This window comes from Serratia sp. Sp408 (genome assembly GCF_057180665.1).
Genome location: NZ_JBXUFT010000003.1, coordinates 182,317 through 200,885, shown reverse-complemented (window position 1 = coordinate 200,885; position 18,569 = coordinate 182,317). Strand labels below are relative to the sequence as shown.

The following is an 18,569-nucleotide window of genomic DNA, read 5'->3' as shown; positions in this document are numbered from 1 at the left end:
CAGACAGCGGAGAGAAGAACCATGCACAACAGCCCCGGAACCCCCCTTGATCGCTATCAGCGACGGCAGATTGGCCTGACGGCGGCGGCCGCGCTGATGGTGCCGCTGACGGCCGGCATGATTTTGATGCTGATGCCACAGGCGCGAGCGGTAGACAACTGGGACGTAGAGGGCGCCACCGGCATGTTGCATGTCCACGGCGAACTGACCGAAAGCGCCTGTAGCCTGGAGATGGTCTCGGCGCGGCAAGAGGTCTGGCTGGGCAACACCGGCAGCGCGCATTTTCAGCAGCCGGGCGATCGCGGTACGCCAGTGGCGTTCGAACTGACGTTGAAGGATTGCCTGCGTGCGCCGGCCAGCAGTCGCGACGCCTGGAGCGGTGCGCTGGCATGGAGCGGCAGCCAGCCGGCGGTCTCGGTGGCTTTTATGGCGCCAACCGATGCCGACGCGCCGATGCTGGTCAAGGTGACGGGGGTCAGCGGACTGGGATTGCAGCTGGCGGACAGCGGCGGGCAGCCGGTGCGCCTCGGCGTACGCAATAAACCACGGCTGCTGTCGCCGGGGCAAAATACCCTGAGCTATACGGTGACGCCGGTACGCACGCCGGCAACGCTGGGCGTCGGCGCCTACCGCGCGGTGATTGATTTTCGGCTGTATTACGACTGATCGCCGAACGGCGGCAAGGAGCGGTGAGCGCAATGCCAATAAAGGAGAGTGTCATGATGCGCGCAAAACAAACCAGCCGACGCGGCAGCGCGCTGTTGGGCGTCGGGATCGTGCTGGCGGGGCTGATGACTCAGCCGGCGGCGGCGGATGAAAATATGCGTTTCCATGGGACATTGGTGGCGGAACCCTGCGTGATCCTGCCGGGAGAAGAGAGGATCCAGCTCGATTTCGGCACCATTGTCGATAAATACCTGTACCTGAATACGCGCACCCATAGCCAGATTTTTACGCTGCATCTGGCGGAATGCGATCTGAGTCTGGGCAATACGGTGTCGGTCACCTTCAGCGGTAGTGAAAACGCCAACCTGCCCGGATTACTGGCGCTGGATGGCGGCAGTAGCGCGTCGGGCATTGCTATCGGTCTGGAAAACCGCGATGGCACCGCCTTGCCGTTGAACAGCGCCAGTGACAAATACCGTCTGGCGGCGGGCAGTAACCAGATCGCCCTGCAGGCCTATGTGCAAGGTGAGCCGGAAGCGATTCGTAATAAAACCATCGGCCGCGGAGAGTTCAGTGCGACAGCCACGTTCAGCCTGGAATACGAGTAACGCGCTGGTTGTCTGCTTCGTCGCACTGTTGATGGCGTCGCTGCTTTACTTGCCCAATATGGGCGGCGTCGGCCTGGGATTACCGTTCAACACGCTGGTGTATACCCTGTTGGGCGCCCTGATGCTGCCGATCCTCTGGCGCCCGCTCCGCCGTCGCGGCTGGCTGGTCACGCCTGGTGCGGTGTGTTTCACACTGGGCGTGGCGCTGCTGGCGCTGCCGCTGGCGTTCGCCAGCGAGGCGGGCAGTGATGTCGCGGCCTGGCGCGTTGCCGGTCTGCTGGCCGGGTGGGGGATCTATTGTTGCTGGTTGCAACTGCGGTTGAACTTCCGCTGGCGCCATGCGTGGGGGGGCTGGCTGTTGTTGCTTATCAGCGGTCAGGCGGTGCTGGCGTTGCTACAGCTGTTCTGGCCAGCGTGGAGCTGGGTGCCGCAGCGCGGCCCTCGGGTGTACGGCATCTTCCAGCAGCCTAATGTTCTCGGCAGCCTGTTGGCCACCGGTCTGGCGCTGGTATTTATGCTGATGCTGTTGCCGGGCTACGCCCTGGCGTCGGTTGGCGGCGAGAGGGGGCGGCAAACGGCGTTGGCGGCATTGTTGGTGTTGCTCGCTGCGCTGTTGGTCTGGGTGCAGTCGCGCACCGGCTGGCTGGCCGGCGGGTTGCTGCTGATGGGTTATTGGCTACTGTTTGGGCGACGCCTGACGCGCCGGTTGATGATGGCCAGCGGCCTGATGTTATTTGGCTGTGGGTTGGGCATCGCCGTACTGCTGGGCGCCAGCGGCGACGGGGCACCGTTGTCGCATGCGCTGTCAAATCAGGCACGGCTGAGCATGCTGCAAGACACGCTGAAGATGATCGCCATTCATCCGCTGACCGGCTGGGGTTACGGCAGTTTTGAAGTGGCGTTTCAGCATTTCCGTATCGGCCAACAGCCCCCGACGCCGGTGCTGGAAATCACCCGTCATCCGCATAATGAAGTGCTGTTGTGGTGGGTGGAAGGCGGGGTAACCGCGCTGCTTGGCATGGTGGCTATCGCCTGCGGGGCCGGCCGGGTGCTGTGGCAGGCATGGCACCACGATCGCCGGGCCTTTGCCGCCGGACGCCGCAGTGCCGGTGAGGCGAGCGCACTGTGTCTGGCCATGCTGCCGATAGTGCTGCATTGCCAACTGGAATATCCGTTTTATGTCTCGGCGCTGCATTGGCTGGTATTTGCCCTGATGTTGGCCACGCTGGATCGCCTTTGCTGCCGTCAGGCCTGCGTCGTTGGGCGTAACCATCACGGCCTGACGGCGTTGCGCGCCGGCGTCGGGTTACTGTGCCTGTGCGGCATGGCAATGATGTTGGTGATGCTGCGCGGCGGGATGGCGTTAACCCACGTTGAACGCAGTGGGTTGCGGGATATGCGCCCGTTGCTGACCATGTCGCCGCTGGCCGCCTGGGGATTCGAGCAGCGCAGAAGCTTTGATTTACAGACGTTTCAGCTGCTGGCCTACAACCGAACGCACGACGAAACCCTGCTTGATGGCTATGCCGCGTGGGCTCGTGATTACCTGAGGTTACGCATTGATGCCAACGTTTACGCCAATCTGATCGCCATATTGCGTCACCGGCAGCAATGGGCCGAGGCGGAGCGTTATCGCAACAGCGCCGCATTGCTGTTTCCTGCAGATCGGCGTTTTTTTCCAGCATAAAAACTCTAAAGAAAAGGGAAGTCGAAGATGATCAAAAAGCCTATGCCATTATCCGTTCGGGCGAGCGTGATATGCCTGGTCCTGCTGGCAAGCGTGGCGTGCCAAAACGGCAAGACCAGCAAATCCGTACGGCCCAATGCAGAAAACCAGCAGCAACCGTCGGAAGACGCGTTGCGTAAACAGCACGAAGCGGAGCGGTTACAGCTGTGTCAGCAGGAGCTGGGGGCGCTGCGCGCCATTAACCAGCAGCAGCATCAGCAATTGAAGCAGGGTTTCGATCACTTGATGAGCGGCGCTTCGCTGTACGCCGGGGTACGTACCAAGGTGAACGGCGATACCCAGGAAATGGTCGACGCGCTGTATCGCTACAAGGTCAATCGCCTGTGCGCAGAAGTGGATCAAGCGGTATTGGCAGGGCTGGCCGATCGCGCGGAGCAGGTTAAATGAAACGGCCGTTGCGTTTGGCGTTAGCGGGGCTGGTGGTCTTGCTGGCGGTGGACGGTGAGCTGCGGGCAGACGACGGCGTGCCGGCGCTGTTGCAATTTGCCGAGCAATACCAACAGCAGCGCGCCCCGGCGGCCAAGGTGGAACAGAGCCGTGCCGCCACGGAGAGAAAAACCACCGAAAATCGCCCTGCGGTTGGCAAATCGCCGACGCCGCCAGCGGCAACGTCAACGGCGTTTGTGCTGCGCCGTACGCTGCAGGAGCGCGATGAACAGCTGGCACGGCAGCGGGCGGCGCTGAATGCCTTACAGCAGGAACTGGCAGCGTTGCGTGCACAAGCACTGGCAGCCGCGCCAAAACAGCCGGCATTGCCGGATCTGACGCTGTTGCAACAATGGCTGGGCGGTTTACGCCAAGCCTGGCAAGGATCGCCGGACGCGCAACGCAGCGCGACCCTGTTGCAGCAGGCCAGCGGACAGCTTGCCCAACTGCAGCGGCAACATGCCGAGGAGCGGGCGCGCTACGCCCGCGATCGACAGGATTGGCAGCGGCAAATCGCGGCGTTGCAACAGTGGACGCTGACGCCGGAGCAGTTGAAGGACCAGACTAACCGTCTTTCCTACGCGGCCGGCAGCGCGCTGGGAGGTGATATTCAGCAACTGATGAGCGAACGCCAGAGCTGGGGGGTGCCGGTCGATCGCAACAGCTTGCTGGCGGGGGTACTGGATACCGTATCCGGCCGGCCGCTGTTACCGCCGGGAGAATTGTCGGTATTGATGGCCAAGGCGGACAGCATGGCCAATGCCGCACGACAGCAGGTAGTTAAAAAACGAACGCAGCAGGATCGGCAGTATGTGGCGCAGTTCAGCCAGCAAAAAGGCGTAAAACGTTCGCCGATGGGCTTTTGGTATCGGGTGGACTACGCCGGCGATCGGCCGCTGGCCAAGGATGCGGTGATTGAGGTTGTGGTGAAGGAGCAACTGACGGATGGCAGCGTCGTGCAGGATATGGAACTGAGCGGCAAAGTGCTTGCGCAACCGTTATCAGCCTATCCGCCGCTATTTAGAGAAGCAATAAGCCAACTGAATAATCACGGTTCGTTGACGATGGTGGTTCCGCCGGAGCTGGCCTATGGCGAAACCGGTTATCCGCCAAAAGTGCCGCCGAATGCCACCATGGTTTATCAGTTGCGCATCGATAACAGTCAGGAACCGTAATACGGCAGCAGAGGGAGAGCCAAGATGAATTCAGTGATGACCTTAGCCGTGCTTGACCAGAATATCTATTTTGCCAAAGGGCTAACCAAGGCGTTGAGCGCGCATTTTTATGCCCGTGGCATCGAGACGCGCCGGGTCGACCGGCAGCATATGCATCAGGCCGATCTGGTTTTTCAGTCTGTTCCCTCTGGCAGCCGCAGCTGTTTTTGCCATTGCGCGGCGCTCGCCGAACCGCGTTACCCGCTGTACTTTGCGCTACGCCGACCGGAAAATCGCCGCAAGCGTGAGCTGCACGCCAGCTGTCTGTTGGAAAGCGGCATTATTTATCATGATATGTCGGTGGCCGCGGTGTTGCGCAAGGTGTCGCTGGCGTTGGAGCAACGGCGCAGTCAGCCGGCGCAACCCTGTGGCAGCGACCAGAAGTGCGTTTGTTCGCAGTATTTGCTCACCCAGCGTGAACGGGAAATCATGGTGTGCCTCCGGCAGGAAATGCGCATCAGCGACATCGCACGCCGATTGGCCATCAGCGTAAAAACCGCCAGCAACCATAAAATGAACGTGATGCGCAAAATGGGATTTCAGCGTAATAGCGAGCTGTATTACTGGTTGCGGCAAAGCACGATGGCATAGTCGACGCCGCGAGCGGCGGCGCTAGCACCTGGCATGGCATGGATGCTACGGCGCTATGCGCTATGCGCCATGCGTTTGACGCGGTGTGCCGGTGGGCGGGCGACAATGCCACCGCAACCGGGCAGGTGAATGGGAAGCCATTTCTTGCTTAGCGCACAGCGTAATCCGCGCTATAATCAGCGCCTTGCTTCCTCGTGCCAAGGGAAGATCCTCGTCCCCGGTGGGGCGGCCGGACTTCAAATCCGGTTGGGGCCGCCAGCGGTCCTGGGCAGGTTCGACTCCTGTGATCTTCCGCCATCCGAGTTCTTCTGAAGTCTCCTAAAATCAACAAACCCTTGCTAACACTAGATAAATAGACCGTTATCATCTACGAGTGTCAACCGACGTCAACTGGAATCAATACGATTATGGGGGGCATGGAATGGATGCTAGTCTGGAGATGCCCCCAATGAAGCTAACAGCACGACAAGTAGACAACCGTAGCGTATCCGGGTTTCTGCTATCTCACGAATGCGTACGTTATTGCCCTGTCATCACGCCGACTCTGCCAGTGGTACACGGTTCGGCTCTGCATCAGCAGTTCGCATCCACGACGAACGCTGATACGGTAAGCCTCCCGGAGAAAATGCACCGCCTGGCGCTTCTGAGTCGGCCTCAGAACTTTTGCTTTAGTACCTCCTGCAGCATCTCCTTATCCAGACTCAGATCGGCGACCAGTTTTTTGAGCCGCTGATTTTCATCCTCGAGCTGGCGCAGGCGACGCAGTTCCGTCACACCCAGACCGGCAAATTTCTTCTTCCAGTTATAAAAAGTGGCTTCAGAAATCCCCATCTTTCTGCACTCTTCCCCGACACGGGTGCCGGTTTCGGCCTGTTTCAGGGCAAACGCTATCTGTTCTTCGGTATAACGGGTCTTTTTCATGGCAGGATGGCCTCTTTGTTCGATAAAAGAAGGACCGGATACTCCAGTTTAGCCTGGTACTGTTTTCAGGGGGGAGATCATGCTCCCCACAAGCAAAATCATTTGGGGGCATAATAGGGGGCATGGGTCAAAATAGAACTAGGTAAAACCAAGTAAATTCAATTGGAATGGCTATCAAATGCGACTCCTGTGATCGGTCATCCACAGGTGTCAGAGGTTGGTTCTAAATAAACGGGTATGGGAAAGCGCATTGCTAAAAATGCAGCGAAGCTGGCGTAGGTAATCATAAAATTACCTGAACTGCGACAAGGAATGAATAATGAAAATCAGGATAGCTACCTCGGGCGATGTGGCTGATATGTTTCGGATCCGTATTGGCGTCCATGAAAACAAGATGACCATGGCGGAATTGGCCGAATACGGCATTACGCCAGAGTCTCTCCCCGCGATGCTCTCTGGGGACGGCCAAGGTTGGGTGGCAGAACAAGACGGTAAAGTTGTCGCATTCGCGATGGCTGATGCCGGTGACGCAACAATTTTTGCCCTGTTTGTCGACCCACCGTTTGAAGGACAGGGTATAGGTCGCGGTTTAATGGCGGCAGCCGAGCAATGGTTAAGGGGCCGGGGCTGTACCCAGGCCTGGCTGGAAACAGACAGCGATAGCAACGTGCGCGCAAACGGCTTTTACCGCCACCTTGGCTGGCTAGCATCCAACAAGCAGGAAGATGGCCAGACAAAATTTATCAAGCATTTATAAAACCAGGTTAGGCAGAGGAACCAAGGGTGTGCAAAAACGGTCTTCAATCCACGCCCTGCGTGCCGCGAAACGCCCGCCGCCATTCGCTGGGGCTGATATCAAACCTGGCTTTGAAGCTCTGGCGAAACGACACCGGGGAGTGAAAACCGGCCAGCTCCGCCACCGCCTCGATGCTGTGATCGGTGGTTTCCAGCAGTTCCTGGCTGCGTTGTAGCCGCTCTGCATTCAGCCACTCGCCGACCGAAACGCCGGTTGCCTTGATGAAATGCCGAGTGAAGGTACGGCGGCTCATGCTGACGAAGCTGGCCAGTGCGTCCAGCGAGTGGTTTTTGTCGAGATTGCGCCGCAGATAGTCCAGCAGATGGTTAATTCGGCCGTCGCGGGTGGTTGCCGGCACCGGGCGTTCAATATACTGCGCCTGGCCGCCTTCGCGATAAGGCGGCATCACCATCCGTCTGGCGACGCGATTGGCCAGCGCGCTGCCGTAATGTTTGCGCAAGATGTACAGACAGCAGTCGATACCGGCGGCGGTGCCGGCCGAGGTAATAAGTCGATCGTCGTTGATATACAGGGCATTGGTATCCAGCTGTACCGTAGGGAAACGCAGGATAAAATCGCGCTCGAATTCCCAATGCGTTGCCGCACGGCGGTTATCGAGCAGGCCGGCATAGGCCAGAACATAGGTGCCCAAACAGAGTCCCACCACTTCTGCGCCGCGCCGATAGGCGGCGTTCAGCGCATCCAGCAGCGCCTGCGAGGGCCTGACCTCCGGGTGATTCCAGAATGGCACGATAATCACATCTGCTGCCTCGAGCGTCTCCAGCCCTTTTTCCACCGTGATTGACATACCAATATCTGAATGCACCACGCCGGGGTGCTCGGCGCAAATGTGCAGCTCAACCAGGTTGGGGGCCGGCATCCCGTGGCCGAAGATAATGCAGGGCACTGAAAAGTGAAACGGACTGAAGCCCGGCGTAGCGATAACGGCAACGGAGAGAGTAGGCATGTCTTAATGTCCTGTTTGCAATCGGCAGACCCTGGTTTGTCGGCAAGGCGCGTTGACCGCCGGATGCGCCACGCGGGTTATATCACGCTGCGTCTGCACCCGGCGATGCGCGCCGTTCGCCTGTTTTAGAATATACAGCTTTCGCCGTCGGCCGGGATCAATACGCTGTTCTGTATCCCGTGTTGTTCAACGTATTCGCGCAGTTCCTGACGGCTCAGGATGCAGTGATTCACTGCTTCCATATGTGAGGCCACAATCGTCGCTTGCGGCAGCAGTTGATGAGTCCGCAGAACGTCTTCCTTGCCCATGATAATCGCGCCGAAGCCGTCAATCTGCGCAAAGCCGGTGTTCAGCACCACGATCTCCGGCTGCCAGCGCGTCAGGCTGTCGACGTAAGGCGGCACCCAGATGGTATCGCCGGCAATATACAGCGTTTTTTCATCACGATGTTGAAACACCAGGCCACAGGCATCGCCCAGCAGGGCGGCAAGCTGAGGATTGGCATAGGCGTCGTCACTGCCGTGCTGGCCGTCGGTTTTTACGATGGTGATAGCGGCAAATTCGCTGCTGTCGTCCAGCACGCGAACCTGGTTAAAGCCCTGGGCGCGGATCAGCGCGGCATCGTCGGCATGCTGGGTAAAAATCAGCGTATCTTTGCCGATGGCCTGCTGTGCGGCTTCATCCCAGTGATCCTGGTGGGTATGGGTGACAATGACGGCATCGACATCCAGCAGCGCATCAACCGCCATCGGCAATGCTACCAGCGGATTACGCAAGTGCGAACGTGCGGTATTCGGGAAGCCGGGCCAGGCTGCTTTGTCAGCCAGCATCGGATCGATAAGGAATTTTTTGCCGCCGTATTCCAGCAGCAGCGTGGCGTTACGGATTTGGGTCAGTTTCATCTATATTGCTCCAGTAAAGGGTTTTACTATGCCGCCGCGGTGCCAGACGGTAGGCGGCGCATTACCATGGAGTTGAGTATAGGAACGGTGGCCGTGGGGCGTCAGTGGCCCGAAGGTCAAATAACGATGGGTTTGGGTCAATCGACGGCGTGCCGTCGTCAGATATGGAAGCCGGCGGCGTTCAGTTCTGCGGCAACCCAGGTAAAAAAGATCCTTACCTTTTCTTTCTGTTCGTTGGCATGTGGCAACACAAAGTGGTGGGCGGCTACCGGCATGCTGACATCCTCGGCAAACACCGGGCGCAGATGATGTTGGCGCAGGCTTTCTCCCGCCAGCAGGTTGCTTTCCAGGATCACGCCCATGCCCATTTTGGCCGCCTCAATGCTCATATACGAGCGGTCGAAGGTAAAAATAAAGTTTTTATTCCACCCGCGTACCTTGTGCCACGACAGCCAGTTGTTCCAGTTTATTAACGTGCTGTCAGAATGAATCAGATCGCAGGACAGCAGATCGTTAACCGCGTTGAGCGGGTGTTTTTCCAGATAAGCGGCTGACGAGTAAGGCAGCATTCTCTCGTTCTTGATGGTTTTCACCATCAGCGTAGGCCATTGTGAAAGCCCGTGACGAATATCGATATCAATATTATCCCGGGAAAATTGAATACTTTCATATGAGCAGCTCAAACTGATTTTCAGCTCTGGCCAACGTTGGCGAAACCGATCCAATCTTGGCATTAACCATAATAGGCCAAAGCTGGGTGCAGAATGAATGCGTAAATAATCTTGGTGAATATCATGTATCACCTGATTAGTGGCCTGGCCAATAATATTTAATGCGCCGGAAACTTCTTTAAGATAACGCGCACCGATGGCGGTGAGTTGCACCCCTTTACTGCTGCGGGAAAATAACTTTTTCCCGAGATAATTCTCCAGGCTGGCGATCTGGTGACTGACCGCCGAGGCGGTGACGTTGAGGTTTTCTGCCGCCAGATTGATGCTGCCGCTATCTGCGACTTCAATAAAAGCCTGAACGTTGCGCAACGAGGGAACCGGCAGCGTTTTGTTTGGTATTGACTGAGGCATAATGCGCTTCCTGATAACCAACGAAAGTCCAAAAGGAGAGGGACCTTAAGCTGATAAAAAACATCGGGTTCAGAACGGATTGCTTGCCAGATTAACATAATAGCTCCCCCTTTCTTATGATAATTCGTGATGCACATCTCATTTTTTTGCTAAACAAATCCACCGAGCTGGCGGCGAATAGTTTGAATTAAGTCACGACGCAAATTTTTCTCAATCAGTATTGAGGTAATTTACATAGGCTTTCTTTTCTTGGTTGTTATATTGCCATTCGTGGTCTGAGGATAAAGCGTGTTGCGGCAACATGCGCTGAAAAGATAAAACTATAAAGAGGAAAGCCTATGTCACGTATAGATGCCGTTATCTGTAGCGACACCAGGAAAACAAAGTATCGTTTTGTCGTTTTGATGATGATTTTCCTGGTTTATGCCATCAACTATGCCGACCGGACAAATATCGGCGCGGTATTGCCGTTTATCATCGAAGAGTTTCATATCAACAACTTTGAAGCCGGTGCGATCGCCAGCATGTTTTTTCTGGGTTATGCCGTCAGCCAGATACCGGCGGGGTTCTTTATCGCTAAGCGCGGTACCCGGGGCTTGGTGTCGCTCTCTATTGTTGGCTTTTCTGCCTTTACCTGGCTTATGGGCACCGTGAGCTCGGTATTCGGCTTGAAAATGGCCCGTCTGGGGCTGGGGCTGAGTGAAGGACCATGTCCGGTGGGGCTGGCTTCGACCATCAACAACTGGTTTCCTGCCAAAGAAAAAGCCACCGCCACCGGCGTGTATATCGCCGCGACCATGTTTGCCCCGATTGTGGTGCCGCCGCTGGCGGTGTGGATCGCGGTGACATGGGGGTGGCGCTGGGTCTTTTTCTCCTTCGCCATTCCCGGCATCCTGGCGGCGATTGCCTGGTATCTGCTGGTCAAATCAACGCCTGCCGAGAGCCGCTTTGTCTCACCGAGTGAACTGGCGGAAATCAATGCCGGCCAGGATGAGCCAAAAGCGCTGCGTGAAAATATTCTGTTGGACGATAAATTCGCCACGCTGGATAAAATTATCCGTGTGAAAAAAATGCCGCCGATTAATACGGCAAAGGGATTATTTACCTCAAGAAATATTCTTGGCGATTGTCTGGCCTATTTTATGATGGTGAGCGTGCTGTACGGCCTGTTGACCTGGATCCCGCTGTATCTGGTTAAAGAGAAAGGTTTTGATTTTATCAGTATGGGGCTGGTTGCCAGTATGCCCTGCATCGGTGGCTTTGTCGGTGCGATTGGCGGTGGCTATATTTCAGATAAGCTGCTTGGGCGCCGCCGCAAGCCGACGATGATATTTACGGCCGTCTCCACCGTGGTCATGATGTTAATTATGTTGAATATTCCCGCCAGCACCTTCGCGGTGTGCGTCGGCTTATTCTTTGTCGGCCTGTGTCTGAATATTGGCTGGCCTGCCTTTACCGCTTACGGCATGGCGGTTTCAGATGCGAAAATCTACCCCATTGCCTCATCAATTATTAACAGCGGCGGTAACCTGGGTGGGTTTGTATCGCCAATGGTGGCCGGGTTTCTGTTAGATACCACCGGCAGCTTTAATTCGGTATTCACCTATTTCGGTATTTGTGCCGCCATAGGTCTGGTGGTGATTCTTTTTCTTGATGAGCCACAATAACGCTAAATAATCCTGTTAATTAATCTGCTCTAATCTTGTGGAGTAATATTATGTTATTAAAAAATAAGATCGCCGTTATTACCGGCGGGGCTTCCGTACGCGGTTTAGGTTTTGCAACGGCCAAATTGTTTGCTGAACATGGCGCAAAAGTTGTCATTCTCGACCTTGATGGCGAAGCCAGCAAATCTGCGGCTCAATCATTGGGTGAGGGGCATCTTGGCCTGGCGGCGAACGTGAGCGATGAGTTGCAGGTGCAGGCGGCCATCGAACAGGTTATGGCGAAATATGGCCGGATAGATGTGCTGGTCAATAACGCCGGCATTACCCAACCGTTAAAGCTGATGGACATTAAACGCGAAAACTATGACGCGGTGCTGGATGTCAGCCTGCGCGGCACGCTGCTGATGTCGCAGGCGGTGATCCCGCAGATGCGAGCGCAACAATCCGGCAGTATCGTTTGCATTTCCTCGGTTTCCGCCCAGCGCGGCGGCGGTATTTTCGGCGGTCCACACTACAGCGCGGCGAAGGCCGGCGTGCTGGGGCTGGCGCGCGCCATGGCGCGTGAACTGGGGCCAGACAACGTGCGCGTCAACTGCATCGCGCCGGGACTGATTCAGACCGATATTACCGCCGGTAAGCTGACGGATGAGATGACGACCACCATTCTGGCGGGGATCCCGATGAACCGCCTGGGAGACGCGGTGGATATCGCGCGCGCGGCGCTGTTCCTCGGTAGCGATCTGTCTTGTTACTCCACCGGTATCACGCTGGACGTTAACGGCGGCATGTTAATCCATTAAGCGAGGAGGATCGGATGAAGATGACAGCATTGCAACAGGTCGCGGCGGCGGCATGGCGTATTCGCCGTTATGCCCTGCGCATGGGAGAAGTTCAGGGGCAGGGGTATATCGGTCAGGCACTGGGCTATGCCGATGTGCTGGCGACCGCCTTCAGCCATGCCATGACCTATCGGCCAGCCGATCCCGACTGGGAGGGGCGCGATCGTTTTCTGCTTTCTCATGGCCACTACGCGATCGCCTACTACGCGGCGTTGCTGGAGGCAGGGATCATTCCCGAAGAGGAGCTGGAAACCTACGGTTCCGACGACAGCCGTCTGCCGATGTCGGGTATGGCCACCTATACGCCGGCGATGGAAATGTCTGGCGGATCGCTGGGGCAGGGGCTGTCGATCGCCGTCGGCATGGCGTTGGCGCTGCGGCAAAAGCACAGCCGGTCGTGGGTGTATAACTCGATGTCGGATGGTGAACTGGATGAAGGCTCGACCTGGGAAGCCGCGATGTCGGCGGCGCACTATGGCCTGAACAATCTGATCAATATTGTCGACGTTAACCAACAGCAGGCCGACGGGGATTCGCGCCAGATCCTCGGTTTTGAACCGTTGCAGGACAAATGGGCGGCTTTCGGCTGGTATGTACAGCGGGTTGACGGCAACGATTTGGCCGCGGTTATCCGCGCTTTTGACCAGGCGAAAGATCATCAGGGGGAACAGCCGCGGGTGATTCTTTGCGACACCTTGATGGGCAAAGGCGTTCCGTTCCTTGAAACCCGGGATAAAAACCACTTTATTCGCGTCGATGCCGACGAATGGCAACAGGCGATTGCGGTACTGGATGCCAATCAACCGGAAGGAGCGCTGCAATGAACCAGACTACGCAAAAACCCCGTTTAAAAACCTCGGCAATGATCGCGTCTATTGCCGATGAAAACCAGCCGACCGTCGCCGCACCTTTCGGCGTTGCGCTGGCGAAGCTGGCGGCTGAACGTGCGGAAATCGTCGGCATGTCGGCCGACCTGTCCAAGTATACCGATATGCATATTTTTGCTCAGGCGTTCCCGCAGCGCTTCTTCCAGATGGGGATGGCGGAGCAATTGCTGATGGGCGCGGCAGGCGGCATGGCGAAAGAGGGATTTATCCCGTTCGCCACCACCTACGCGGTATTTGCCACCCGTCGAGCCTATGATTTTATCCATCAGGTGATCGCCGAAGAGCATTTGAACGTGAAGATCTGCGCGGCCTTACCTGGCTTGACTACCGGTTACGGGCCTAGCCATCAGGCAACGGAAGATTTGGCGATCATGCGCGGCATCCCCGGCATGACCATCATCGATCCCTGCGATGCGCGGGAAATAGAGCAGGCGGTACCGGCGATTGCCGATCATCGTGGCCCGGTATATATGCGCTTGCTGCGTGGCAAAGTGCCTTTGGTGCTGGATAAATATGACTATCAGTTCGAGCTGGGCAAAGCCAAACTGCTGGAGGATGGCAATGATGTGCTGATCATCTCTTCCGGTCTGATGACCATGCGCGCCCTGGAAGCGGCGGAGAAACTGCGTGCCGACAACGTCGCCGTCGCGGTGCTGCACGTACCGACTATAAAACCGCTGGATGAAAAAACCATTATTGAGCAGGCATCGAAGCCGGGTCGTCTGGTGATTACCGCAGAAAATCATACCTGTATCGGCGGTCTGGGCGAAGCGGTGGCGGCGCTACTGATGCGTCAAGGCGTGCGCTGCGAGCTGGATAGCGTCGGCCTGCCCGATGAGTTCCTGCTGGCCGGTGCGCTGCCGACGCTGCACGATCGCTATGGCATTTCCACTCGCATGATGGTGGAAAAGATCAAACGCCGTCTTGGTTAAGCCCGGTGCCGCCGCGTTATGCGGCGGCCTTGACGCCCAAGCGATGCTTATCTGGCGCCGGCGGCAGGTTGACGTTTTTGCCTGACGCGCAGCGCCTCAACCACCAGTGAAAACGCCGGCGAAGGCTGCTTGCGGCTGGGATAGTACAGGTAATATCCCGGAAACGGCCGACACCACGGCTCTAGCACGCGGATCAGACGCCCGTCGGCGATATGCGTGCCAAACTCCTCCTCCGGCAGAAAGGCGATCCCGAGTCCGGCCAGTGCGGCATCGACAATATGCTCCGAGGTATTGAACGTCAGTTGCCCGCTGACGCGCACGTTGAGATCGCCGCCGTCCTGATCAAAATCCCAGACGTACAGCCCACCGGACCGGACCATGCGCTGGTTGATACACTGATGCCGTGTCAGTTCCTGCGGGGTTTGCGGTAGTGGATAGCGGGAAAAATAGTCCGGCGACGCCACGGCGGCCATGCGCAGCTTGGGGCCGATCGGGATGGCGATCATATCCTTGTCGATGGTATCGCCAAGACGCACACCGGCATCAAAACGGTCGGCGACAATATCGCGAAACCCGTGGTTGGCGTCGAATTCGACATGGATGTCCGGATATTGATGCAATAGCGGCGTCAACTTCGGCAATAGCGTGGTGCGCAGCACATCCGGCCCGCAGGTGATACGCACCGTTCCCGCCGGTTTGTCGCGCAGTTCGGTCAACATGTCCAGTTCGGTTTCAATTTCATCGATGCGATGACCAATGGCCTGCAACAGCCGTTCTCCGGCGGCGGTGGGCGACACGCTGCGGGTGGTGCGCGTCAGCAGGCGGATCTGCATACGTTCTTCAAGCCCCGAGATCGCCTGGCTGAGGGCGGGCTGGGTCACGCCCAATTGCGCGGCGGCACGGGTAAAACTGCCTTCACGGGCGACGGTGACAAAATACAGCAGATCGTTGAGGTTGCGTTTCATCGGCTATCTCCCGGGTTATTAATAACTATAGCTTATAAGCTCATTAAGTATTCATTAGCTAGTCAGCCTACTCCCCGCGTGTAAAAATTCCAATCAGCATGACGTGACGGCAAATAAACGCCCTGGCCCACGTCTTCCTTTTTACATTTATTGTTTGACGTTATTCCCGTGAATAGCGTCCGGCCCCGGCTTGTCTGAAAACGGCCGCAGGCTGATTCGGAGGTAGCGTTTTATGTCCACATTATCGAATGACGCGCCGCGCCATCACCGGCATGCCTGCTGGAGTGGGGTGTTTGCCATGACGCTGTGCGTATTTGCATTAGTGGCATCGGAATTTATGCCCGTCAGTCTGCTGACGCCGATCGCCGGGGATTTATCCGTCAGCGAAGGGCTGGCAGGACAGGGGATTGCCATTTCCGGCGCGTTTGCGGTGTTGACCAGCCTGTCGATTTCAACGCTGGCCGGCACTGTTAACCGCAAACTGCTGCTGTTGGGCATGACCGCATTGATGGCGGTGTCCGGCACGGTGATCGCACTGGCGGCCAACTATGCGATTTACATGATGGGCCGCGCCTTGATCGGCGTCGCCATCGGCGGCTTTTGGTCGCTGTCGGCCGCTACGGCGATCCGCCTGGTGCCGCAGCATCAGGTGCCGCGCGCGCTGGCGGTGTTCAACGGCGGCAACGCGCTGGCTACGGTGATCGCGGCACCGCTCGGCAGCTATCTGGGTTCGGTTATCGGCTGGCGTGGCGCGTTCTTCTGCCTGGTGCCGGTGGCGGCGCTGGCCTTTATCTGGCAGTGGTTCAGCCTGCCGACGATGAGCGTGGATCACGACACCAAGCGCCGTGGCAGCGTTTTCCGCCTGTTTGCCAACCCGTTGGTGGCGGTGGGCCTGCTGGCCTGCGGCCTGTTCTTTATGGGGCAGTTTGCGTTATTCACCTACCTGCGGCCGTTCCTGGAAACGGTCACCCGGGTGGATATCGCCACCCTGTCGTTCATGTTACTGGCCATCGGCGTGATGGGCGTTATTGGCACGCTGTTGATCGGCCGTTTTCTGCATGCCGGTTTCTACCCGACGCTAATAGCCATTCCGCTGTTGATGGCGGCAATTGCCGCCACGCTGATCGCCTTTGGCCACAGCCTGTGGGTGGTCGCGCCGCTGCTTGGTCTGTGGGGGCTGATCGCCACCGCCGCCCCTACCGGGTGGTGGAGCTGGATCGCCAGGACCTTGCCGAACGACGCCGAAGCGGGCGGCGGTCTGATGGTGGCCATGGTGCAGCTGTCGATTGCCGTGGGTTCCACCGTCGGTGGACTGGCATTTGACCATCTTGGTTATCAAAGCACTTTCACCGTCAGCGGCACGTTATTGCTGCTGGCAGCGATGCTGACGTTGTTGACGTCGCGTAAAGATACCCATCAAACCCACTGAGGATCTACTGATGAAAAGACTTTCCCTGCTGTTAGGGCTGTTGATCGGCTCGTTTGCGGCAACAGGCGCCGATATGTCTAACGGCGCAGACAATTTTTATAAAAGTACCAGGGTCAGCCAGCAAAAGGTGACCTTTAAGAACCAGTACCAGATGACGGTTACCGGCAATCTGTTCATGCCGAACGATCTGAATCGGCAAACCCGCCACCCGGCGATTATCGTCGGGCACCCGATGGGAGCGGTAAAGGAGCAGAGTTCGAATCTGTATGCGCAAAAGCTGGCGGAGCAGGGCTTTGTCACGCTGGCGATCGATCTGTCCTTCTGGGGCGAGAGCGCCGGCCAGCCGCGTAACGCGGTTTCACCGGACATCTATGCGGAAGACTTCAGCGCCGCGGTGGATTATCTCGGTACGCGTCCGTACGTCGATCGCGACCGTATTGGCGTGCTGGGTATCTGTGGCAGCGGCAGTTTTGCCATCAGCGCGGCGAAGATCGACCCACGTCTGAAGGCGATTGCCACCGTCAGCATGTACGATATGGGCTCGGCCAACCGCAACGGGCTGAACCATTCACTAACGCTGGAACAGCGCAAAAAAATCATCGCCGATGCGGCACAGCAGCGTTACGTGGAGTTCACCGGTGGCGAAACCCAATACACCAGCGGCTCGGTGCATAAAATCGACGACAACGCTTCCGCCATCGAGAAAGAGTTCTACGATTTCTATCGTACCGCGCGCGGTGAGTTTACCCCGCAGGGCAGCTCGGCACTGCTGACAACGCACCCGACGCTGACCAGCAACGTGAAGTTTATCAACTTCTATCCGTTTAACGATATCGAGAGCATTTCACCGCGGCCAATGCTGTTTATTACCGGCGATCGGGCGCATTCGAAGGCGTTCAGCGAAGATGCCTACCGGCGTGCCGGCCAGCCGAAAGAGCTGTACATCGTGCCGGGAGCCGGTCACGTTGACCTGTACGACCGCACCGATCTGATCCCGTTTGCCAAGCTGAGCACGTTCTTTAACCGCAATTTGCAGTAATCCGATCCGGCCGCGCCCTAGCGGGCGTGGCCGATTTCACTGAGGCGCGTAGTGATGAAATAGCGTCGTATGTTATCGCTCGCGCTGGCAACCGCCGTTGGCAGGCACAGCGTGGCGGTAACCTTCTCCGCACGCTAAAGTTGCTGCTGATTCAGCACCGGCGGTTTTGCGTTGGCGTCGGTTGCCAAACACCGCCGGTCATCACCCCCGCATTTTTATCCGCATGGTCTATAGTTACCTTCATCACGGAGGAGGGGCTATGCGCTTTATCGTCGTCAGGCATGCTGAATCGCAAGGAAACAGGGACGGGATCATCCAGGGGCAACTGGATAGCCCGGTCACAGCCGACGGCCATCGGCAGATCGCCGCGTTAATGGCCACCTTGAAAGATTGCGCCTTTTCCCACATCGTCAGTTCACCGGCCGGCCGTGCGATGACCACCGCGCAGGCGCTGGCTGCACATTGCCACTGTGTCGTCAGCAGCGACGAGCGCTTGTGTGAACAGCATTTCGGCTGTTACCAGGGGCGGCCTTATCATCAGGCTTTTTCCTGTGACCCCGATGGGGTCAAGCGTATTTTTACCGGCGTGCCGACAGCGGCTGCGCCGCAGGGCGAGTCGGCGCTGCAGGTGGTGCAGCGTTTATTGTCGTTCTTTGGCGAGTTTGCACTTGGCGGCAATGCCACCGTCGGCGTGGTAACCCACAGCCATGCGCTACAGTCGCTGATCTGGCATTTGCAGGGGGCCAACCCGCGCGAAGAAACCGGCAAATATGGCCATCCCAACTGTGGTTATTCGATTATTGATGCCACCGACGGCGAACTGGCGTTGCAACATTGGGGCATCGCCACCCATCTGCGCGCATTGCGCCAATCGCCGATCTGACCGCTGGC

Annotated in this window: 18 protein-coding genes, 1 tRNA gene and 1 pseudogene; 15 read left to right on the top strand and 5 right to left on the bottom strand. The window is 57.5% G+C overall.

What is annotated here, in order from left to right:
* Positions 1-21 precede the first annotated feature (21 nt).
* The 7 genes from AC2AXP_RS13360 to AC2AXP_RS13330 all read left to right on the top strand — a co-directional run bounded on the left by AC2AXP_RS13360 (position 22) and on the right by AC2AXP_RS13330 (position 5,549).
* Positions 22-666 carry a fimbrial protein gene (locus AC2AXP_RS13360; protein ID WP_004957161.1) on the top strand — a complete coding sequence of 215 codons (645 nt, stop codon included), beginning with the start codon at positions 22-24 and terminating at the stop codon, positions 664-666.
* A gap of 56 nt (positions 667-722) precedes the next feature.
* A complete protein-coding gene (locus tag AC2AXP_RS13355) occupies positions 723-1,274 on the top strand; it encodes a fimbrial protein (protein WP_039992493.1) in 552 nt (183 codons plus the stop codon).
* The gene (locus tag AC2AXP_RS13350) at positions 1,240-2,961 is read left to right on the top strand and encodes a PglL family O-oligosaccharyltransferase (RefSeq protein WP_484381745.1); all 1,722 of its coding nucleotides are present in this window, start codon (positions 1,240-1,242) and stop codon (positions 2,959-2,961) included. Before AC2AXP_RS13355 ends, AC2AXP_RS13350 begins: the two co-directional genes overlap by 35 nt.
* Before the next feature lie 27 nt (positions 2,962-2,988).
* The gene (locus AC2AXP_RS13345; RefSeq protein ID WP_484381744.1) at positions 2,989-3,408 is read left to right on the top strand and encodes a hypothetical protein; all 420 of its coding nucleotides are present in this window, start codon (positions 2,989-2,991) and stop codon (positions 3,406-3,408) included.
* Positions 3,405-4,622, top strand: a complete 1,218-nt coding sequence (locus AC2AXP_RS13340) for an FKBP-type peptidyl-prolyl cis-trans isomerase N-terminal domain-containing protein (protein WP_484381743.1) — start codon at positions 3,405-3,407, stop codon at positions 4,620-4,622. Before AC2AXP_RS13345 ends, AC2AXP_RS13340 begins: the two co-directional genes overlap by 4 nt.
* Positions 4,623-4,646: 24 nt before the next feature.
* Positions 4,647-5,252 carry a helix-turn-helix transcriptional regulator gene (locus AC2AXP_RS13335; protein ID WP_198773573.1) on the top strand — a complete coding sequence of 202 codons (606 nt, stop codon included), beginning with the start codon at positions 4,647-4,649 and terminating at the stop codon, positions 5,250-5,252.
* Positions 5,253-5,454: 202 nt separating this feature from the next.
* Positions 5,455-5,549 (top strand) — tRNA-Sec (locus AC2AXP_RS13330).
* Positions 5,550-5,707: 158 nt separating this feature from the next.
* On the opposite strand, the pseudogene AC2AXP_RS13325 reads toward AC2AXP_RS13330, so the two are convergent.
* Positions 5,708-6,173: pseudogene (locus AC2AXP_RS13325) on the bottom strand (transposase); the annotation flags it as partial.
* 319 nt (positions 6,174-6,492) lie between these two features.
* Here AC2AXP_RS13325 and AC2AXP_RS13320 point away from each other — a divergent pair.
* Positions 6,493-6,930 carry a GNAT family N-acetyltransferase gene (locus tag AC2AXP_RS13320; RefSeq protein WP_198773582.1) on the top strand — a complete coding sequence of 146 codons (438 nt, stop codon included), beginning with the start codon at positions 6,493-6,495 and terminating at the stop codon, positions 6,928-6,930.
* Between the two features lie 43 nt (positions 6,931-6,973).
* Here AC2AXP_RS13320 and AC2AXP_RS13315 read toward each other — a convergent pair whose 3' ends face one another.
* From AC2AXP_RS13315 to AC2AXP_RS13305, 3 genes are all read right to left on the bottom strand, one after another.
* Positions 6,974-7,936 carry a GlxA family transcriptional regulator gene (locus AC2AXP_RS13315; protein WP_004957173.1) on the bottom strand — a complete coding sequence of 321 codons (963 nt, stop codon included), beginning with the start codon at positions 7,934-7,936 and terminating at the stop codon, positions 6,974-6,976.
* A gap of 125 nt (positions 7,937-8,061) precedes the next feature.
* On the bottom strand, positions 8,062-8,838 hold the full coding sequence (locus tag AC2AXP_RS13310; RefSeq protein ID WP_484381742.1) for an MBL fold metallo-hydrolase: 777 nt from the start codon (positions 8,836-8,838) through the stop codon (positions 8,062-8,064).
* Positions 8,839-8,996: 158 nt separating this feature from the next.
* Positions 8,997-9,920, bottom strand: coding sequence for a LysR substrate-binding domain-containing protein (locus tag AC2AXP_RS13305; protein ID WP_088499817.1), 924 nt, complete (start codon positions 9,918-9,920; stop codon positions 8,997-8,999).
* 338 nt (positions 9,921-10,258) lie between these two features.
* On the opposite strand from AC2AXP_RS13305, the gene AC2AXP_RS13300 reads away from it, so the two are divergent.
* The 4 genes from AC2AXP_RS13300 to AC2AXP_RS13285 are packed head-to-tail and all read left to right on the top strand — an operon-like array spanning position 10,259 to position 14,245.
* Positions 10,259-11,587, top strand: a complete 1,329-nt coding sequence (locus AC2AXP_RS13300) for an MFS transporter (protein ID WP_004957181.1) — start codon at positions 10,259-10,261, stop codon at positions 11,585-11,587.
* A gap of 50 nt (positions 11,588-11,637) precedes the next feature.
* Complete coding sequence (locus AC2AXP_RS13295; RefSeq protein ID WP_484381741.1) at positions 11,638-12,387, top strand: SDR family NAD(P)-dependent oxidoreductase; 750 nt, start codon at positions 11,638-11,640, stop codon at positions 12,385-12,387.
* Between the two features lie 14 nt (positions 12,388-12,401).
* Positions 12,402-13,250, top strand: a complete 849-nt coding sequence (locus AC2AXP_RS13290) for a transketolase (RefSeq protein ID WP_004957186.1) — start codon at positions 12,402-12,404, stop codon at positions 13,248-13,250.
* On the top strand, positions 13,247-14,245 hold the full coding sequence (locus AC2AXP_RS13285; RefSeq protein ID WP_198773584.1) for a transketolase family protein: 999 nt from the start codon (positions 13,247-13,249) through the stop codon (positions 14,243-14,245). The genes AC2AXP_RS13290 and AC2AXP_RS13285 overlap by 4 nt, the downstream gene beginning before the upstream one ends.
* A 47-nt stretch (positions 14,246-14,292) precedes the next feature.
* Here the strand turns inward: AC2AXP_RS13285 and AC2AXP_RS13280 are convergent, their stop codons facing one another.
* Entirely contained in the window at positions 14,293-15,210 is a 918-nt protein-coding gene (locus tag AC2AXP_RS13280; protein ID WP_004957191.1) for a LysR family transcriptional regulator, read from the bottom strand.
* Between the two features lie 232 nt (positions 15,211-15,442).
* Between AC2AXP_RS13280 and AC2AXP_RS13275 the strand changes: the two genes are divergently transcribed.
* From AC2AXP_RS13275 to AC2AXP_RS13265, 3 genes are all read left to right on the top strand, one after another.
* On the top strand, positions 15,443-16,639 hold the full coding sequence (locus AC2AXP_RS13275) for an MFS transporter (protein ID WP_198773585.1): 1,197 nt from the start codon (positions 15,443-15,445) through the stop codon (positions 16,637-16,639).
* 10 nt (positions 16,640-16,649) lie between these two features.
* On the top strand, positions 16,650-17,678 hold the full coding sequence (locus AC2AXP_RS13270) for an alpha/beta hydrolase (RefSeq protein ID WP_004957200.1): 1,029 nt from the start codon (positions 16,650-16,652) through the stop codon (positions 17,676-17,678).
* 259 nt (positions 17,679-17,937) lie between these two features.
* Positions 17,938-18,561: a histidine phosphatase family protein gene (locus AC2AXP_RS13265; protein WP_004957201.1), complete on the top strand. Its 624-nt coding sequence runs from the start codon at positions 17,938-17,940 to the stop codon at positions 18,559-18,561.
* The last annotated feature ends 8 nt before the right edge of the window (positions 18,562-18,569 follow it).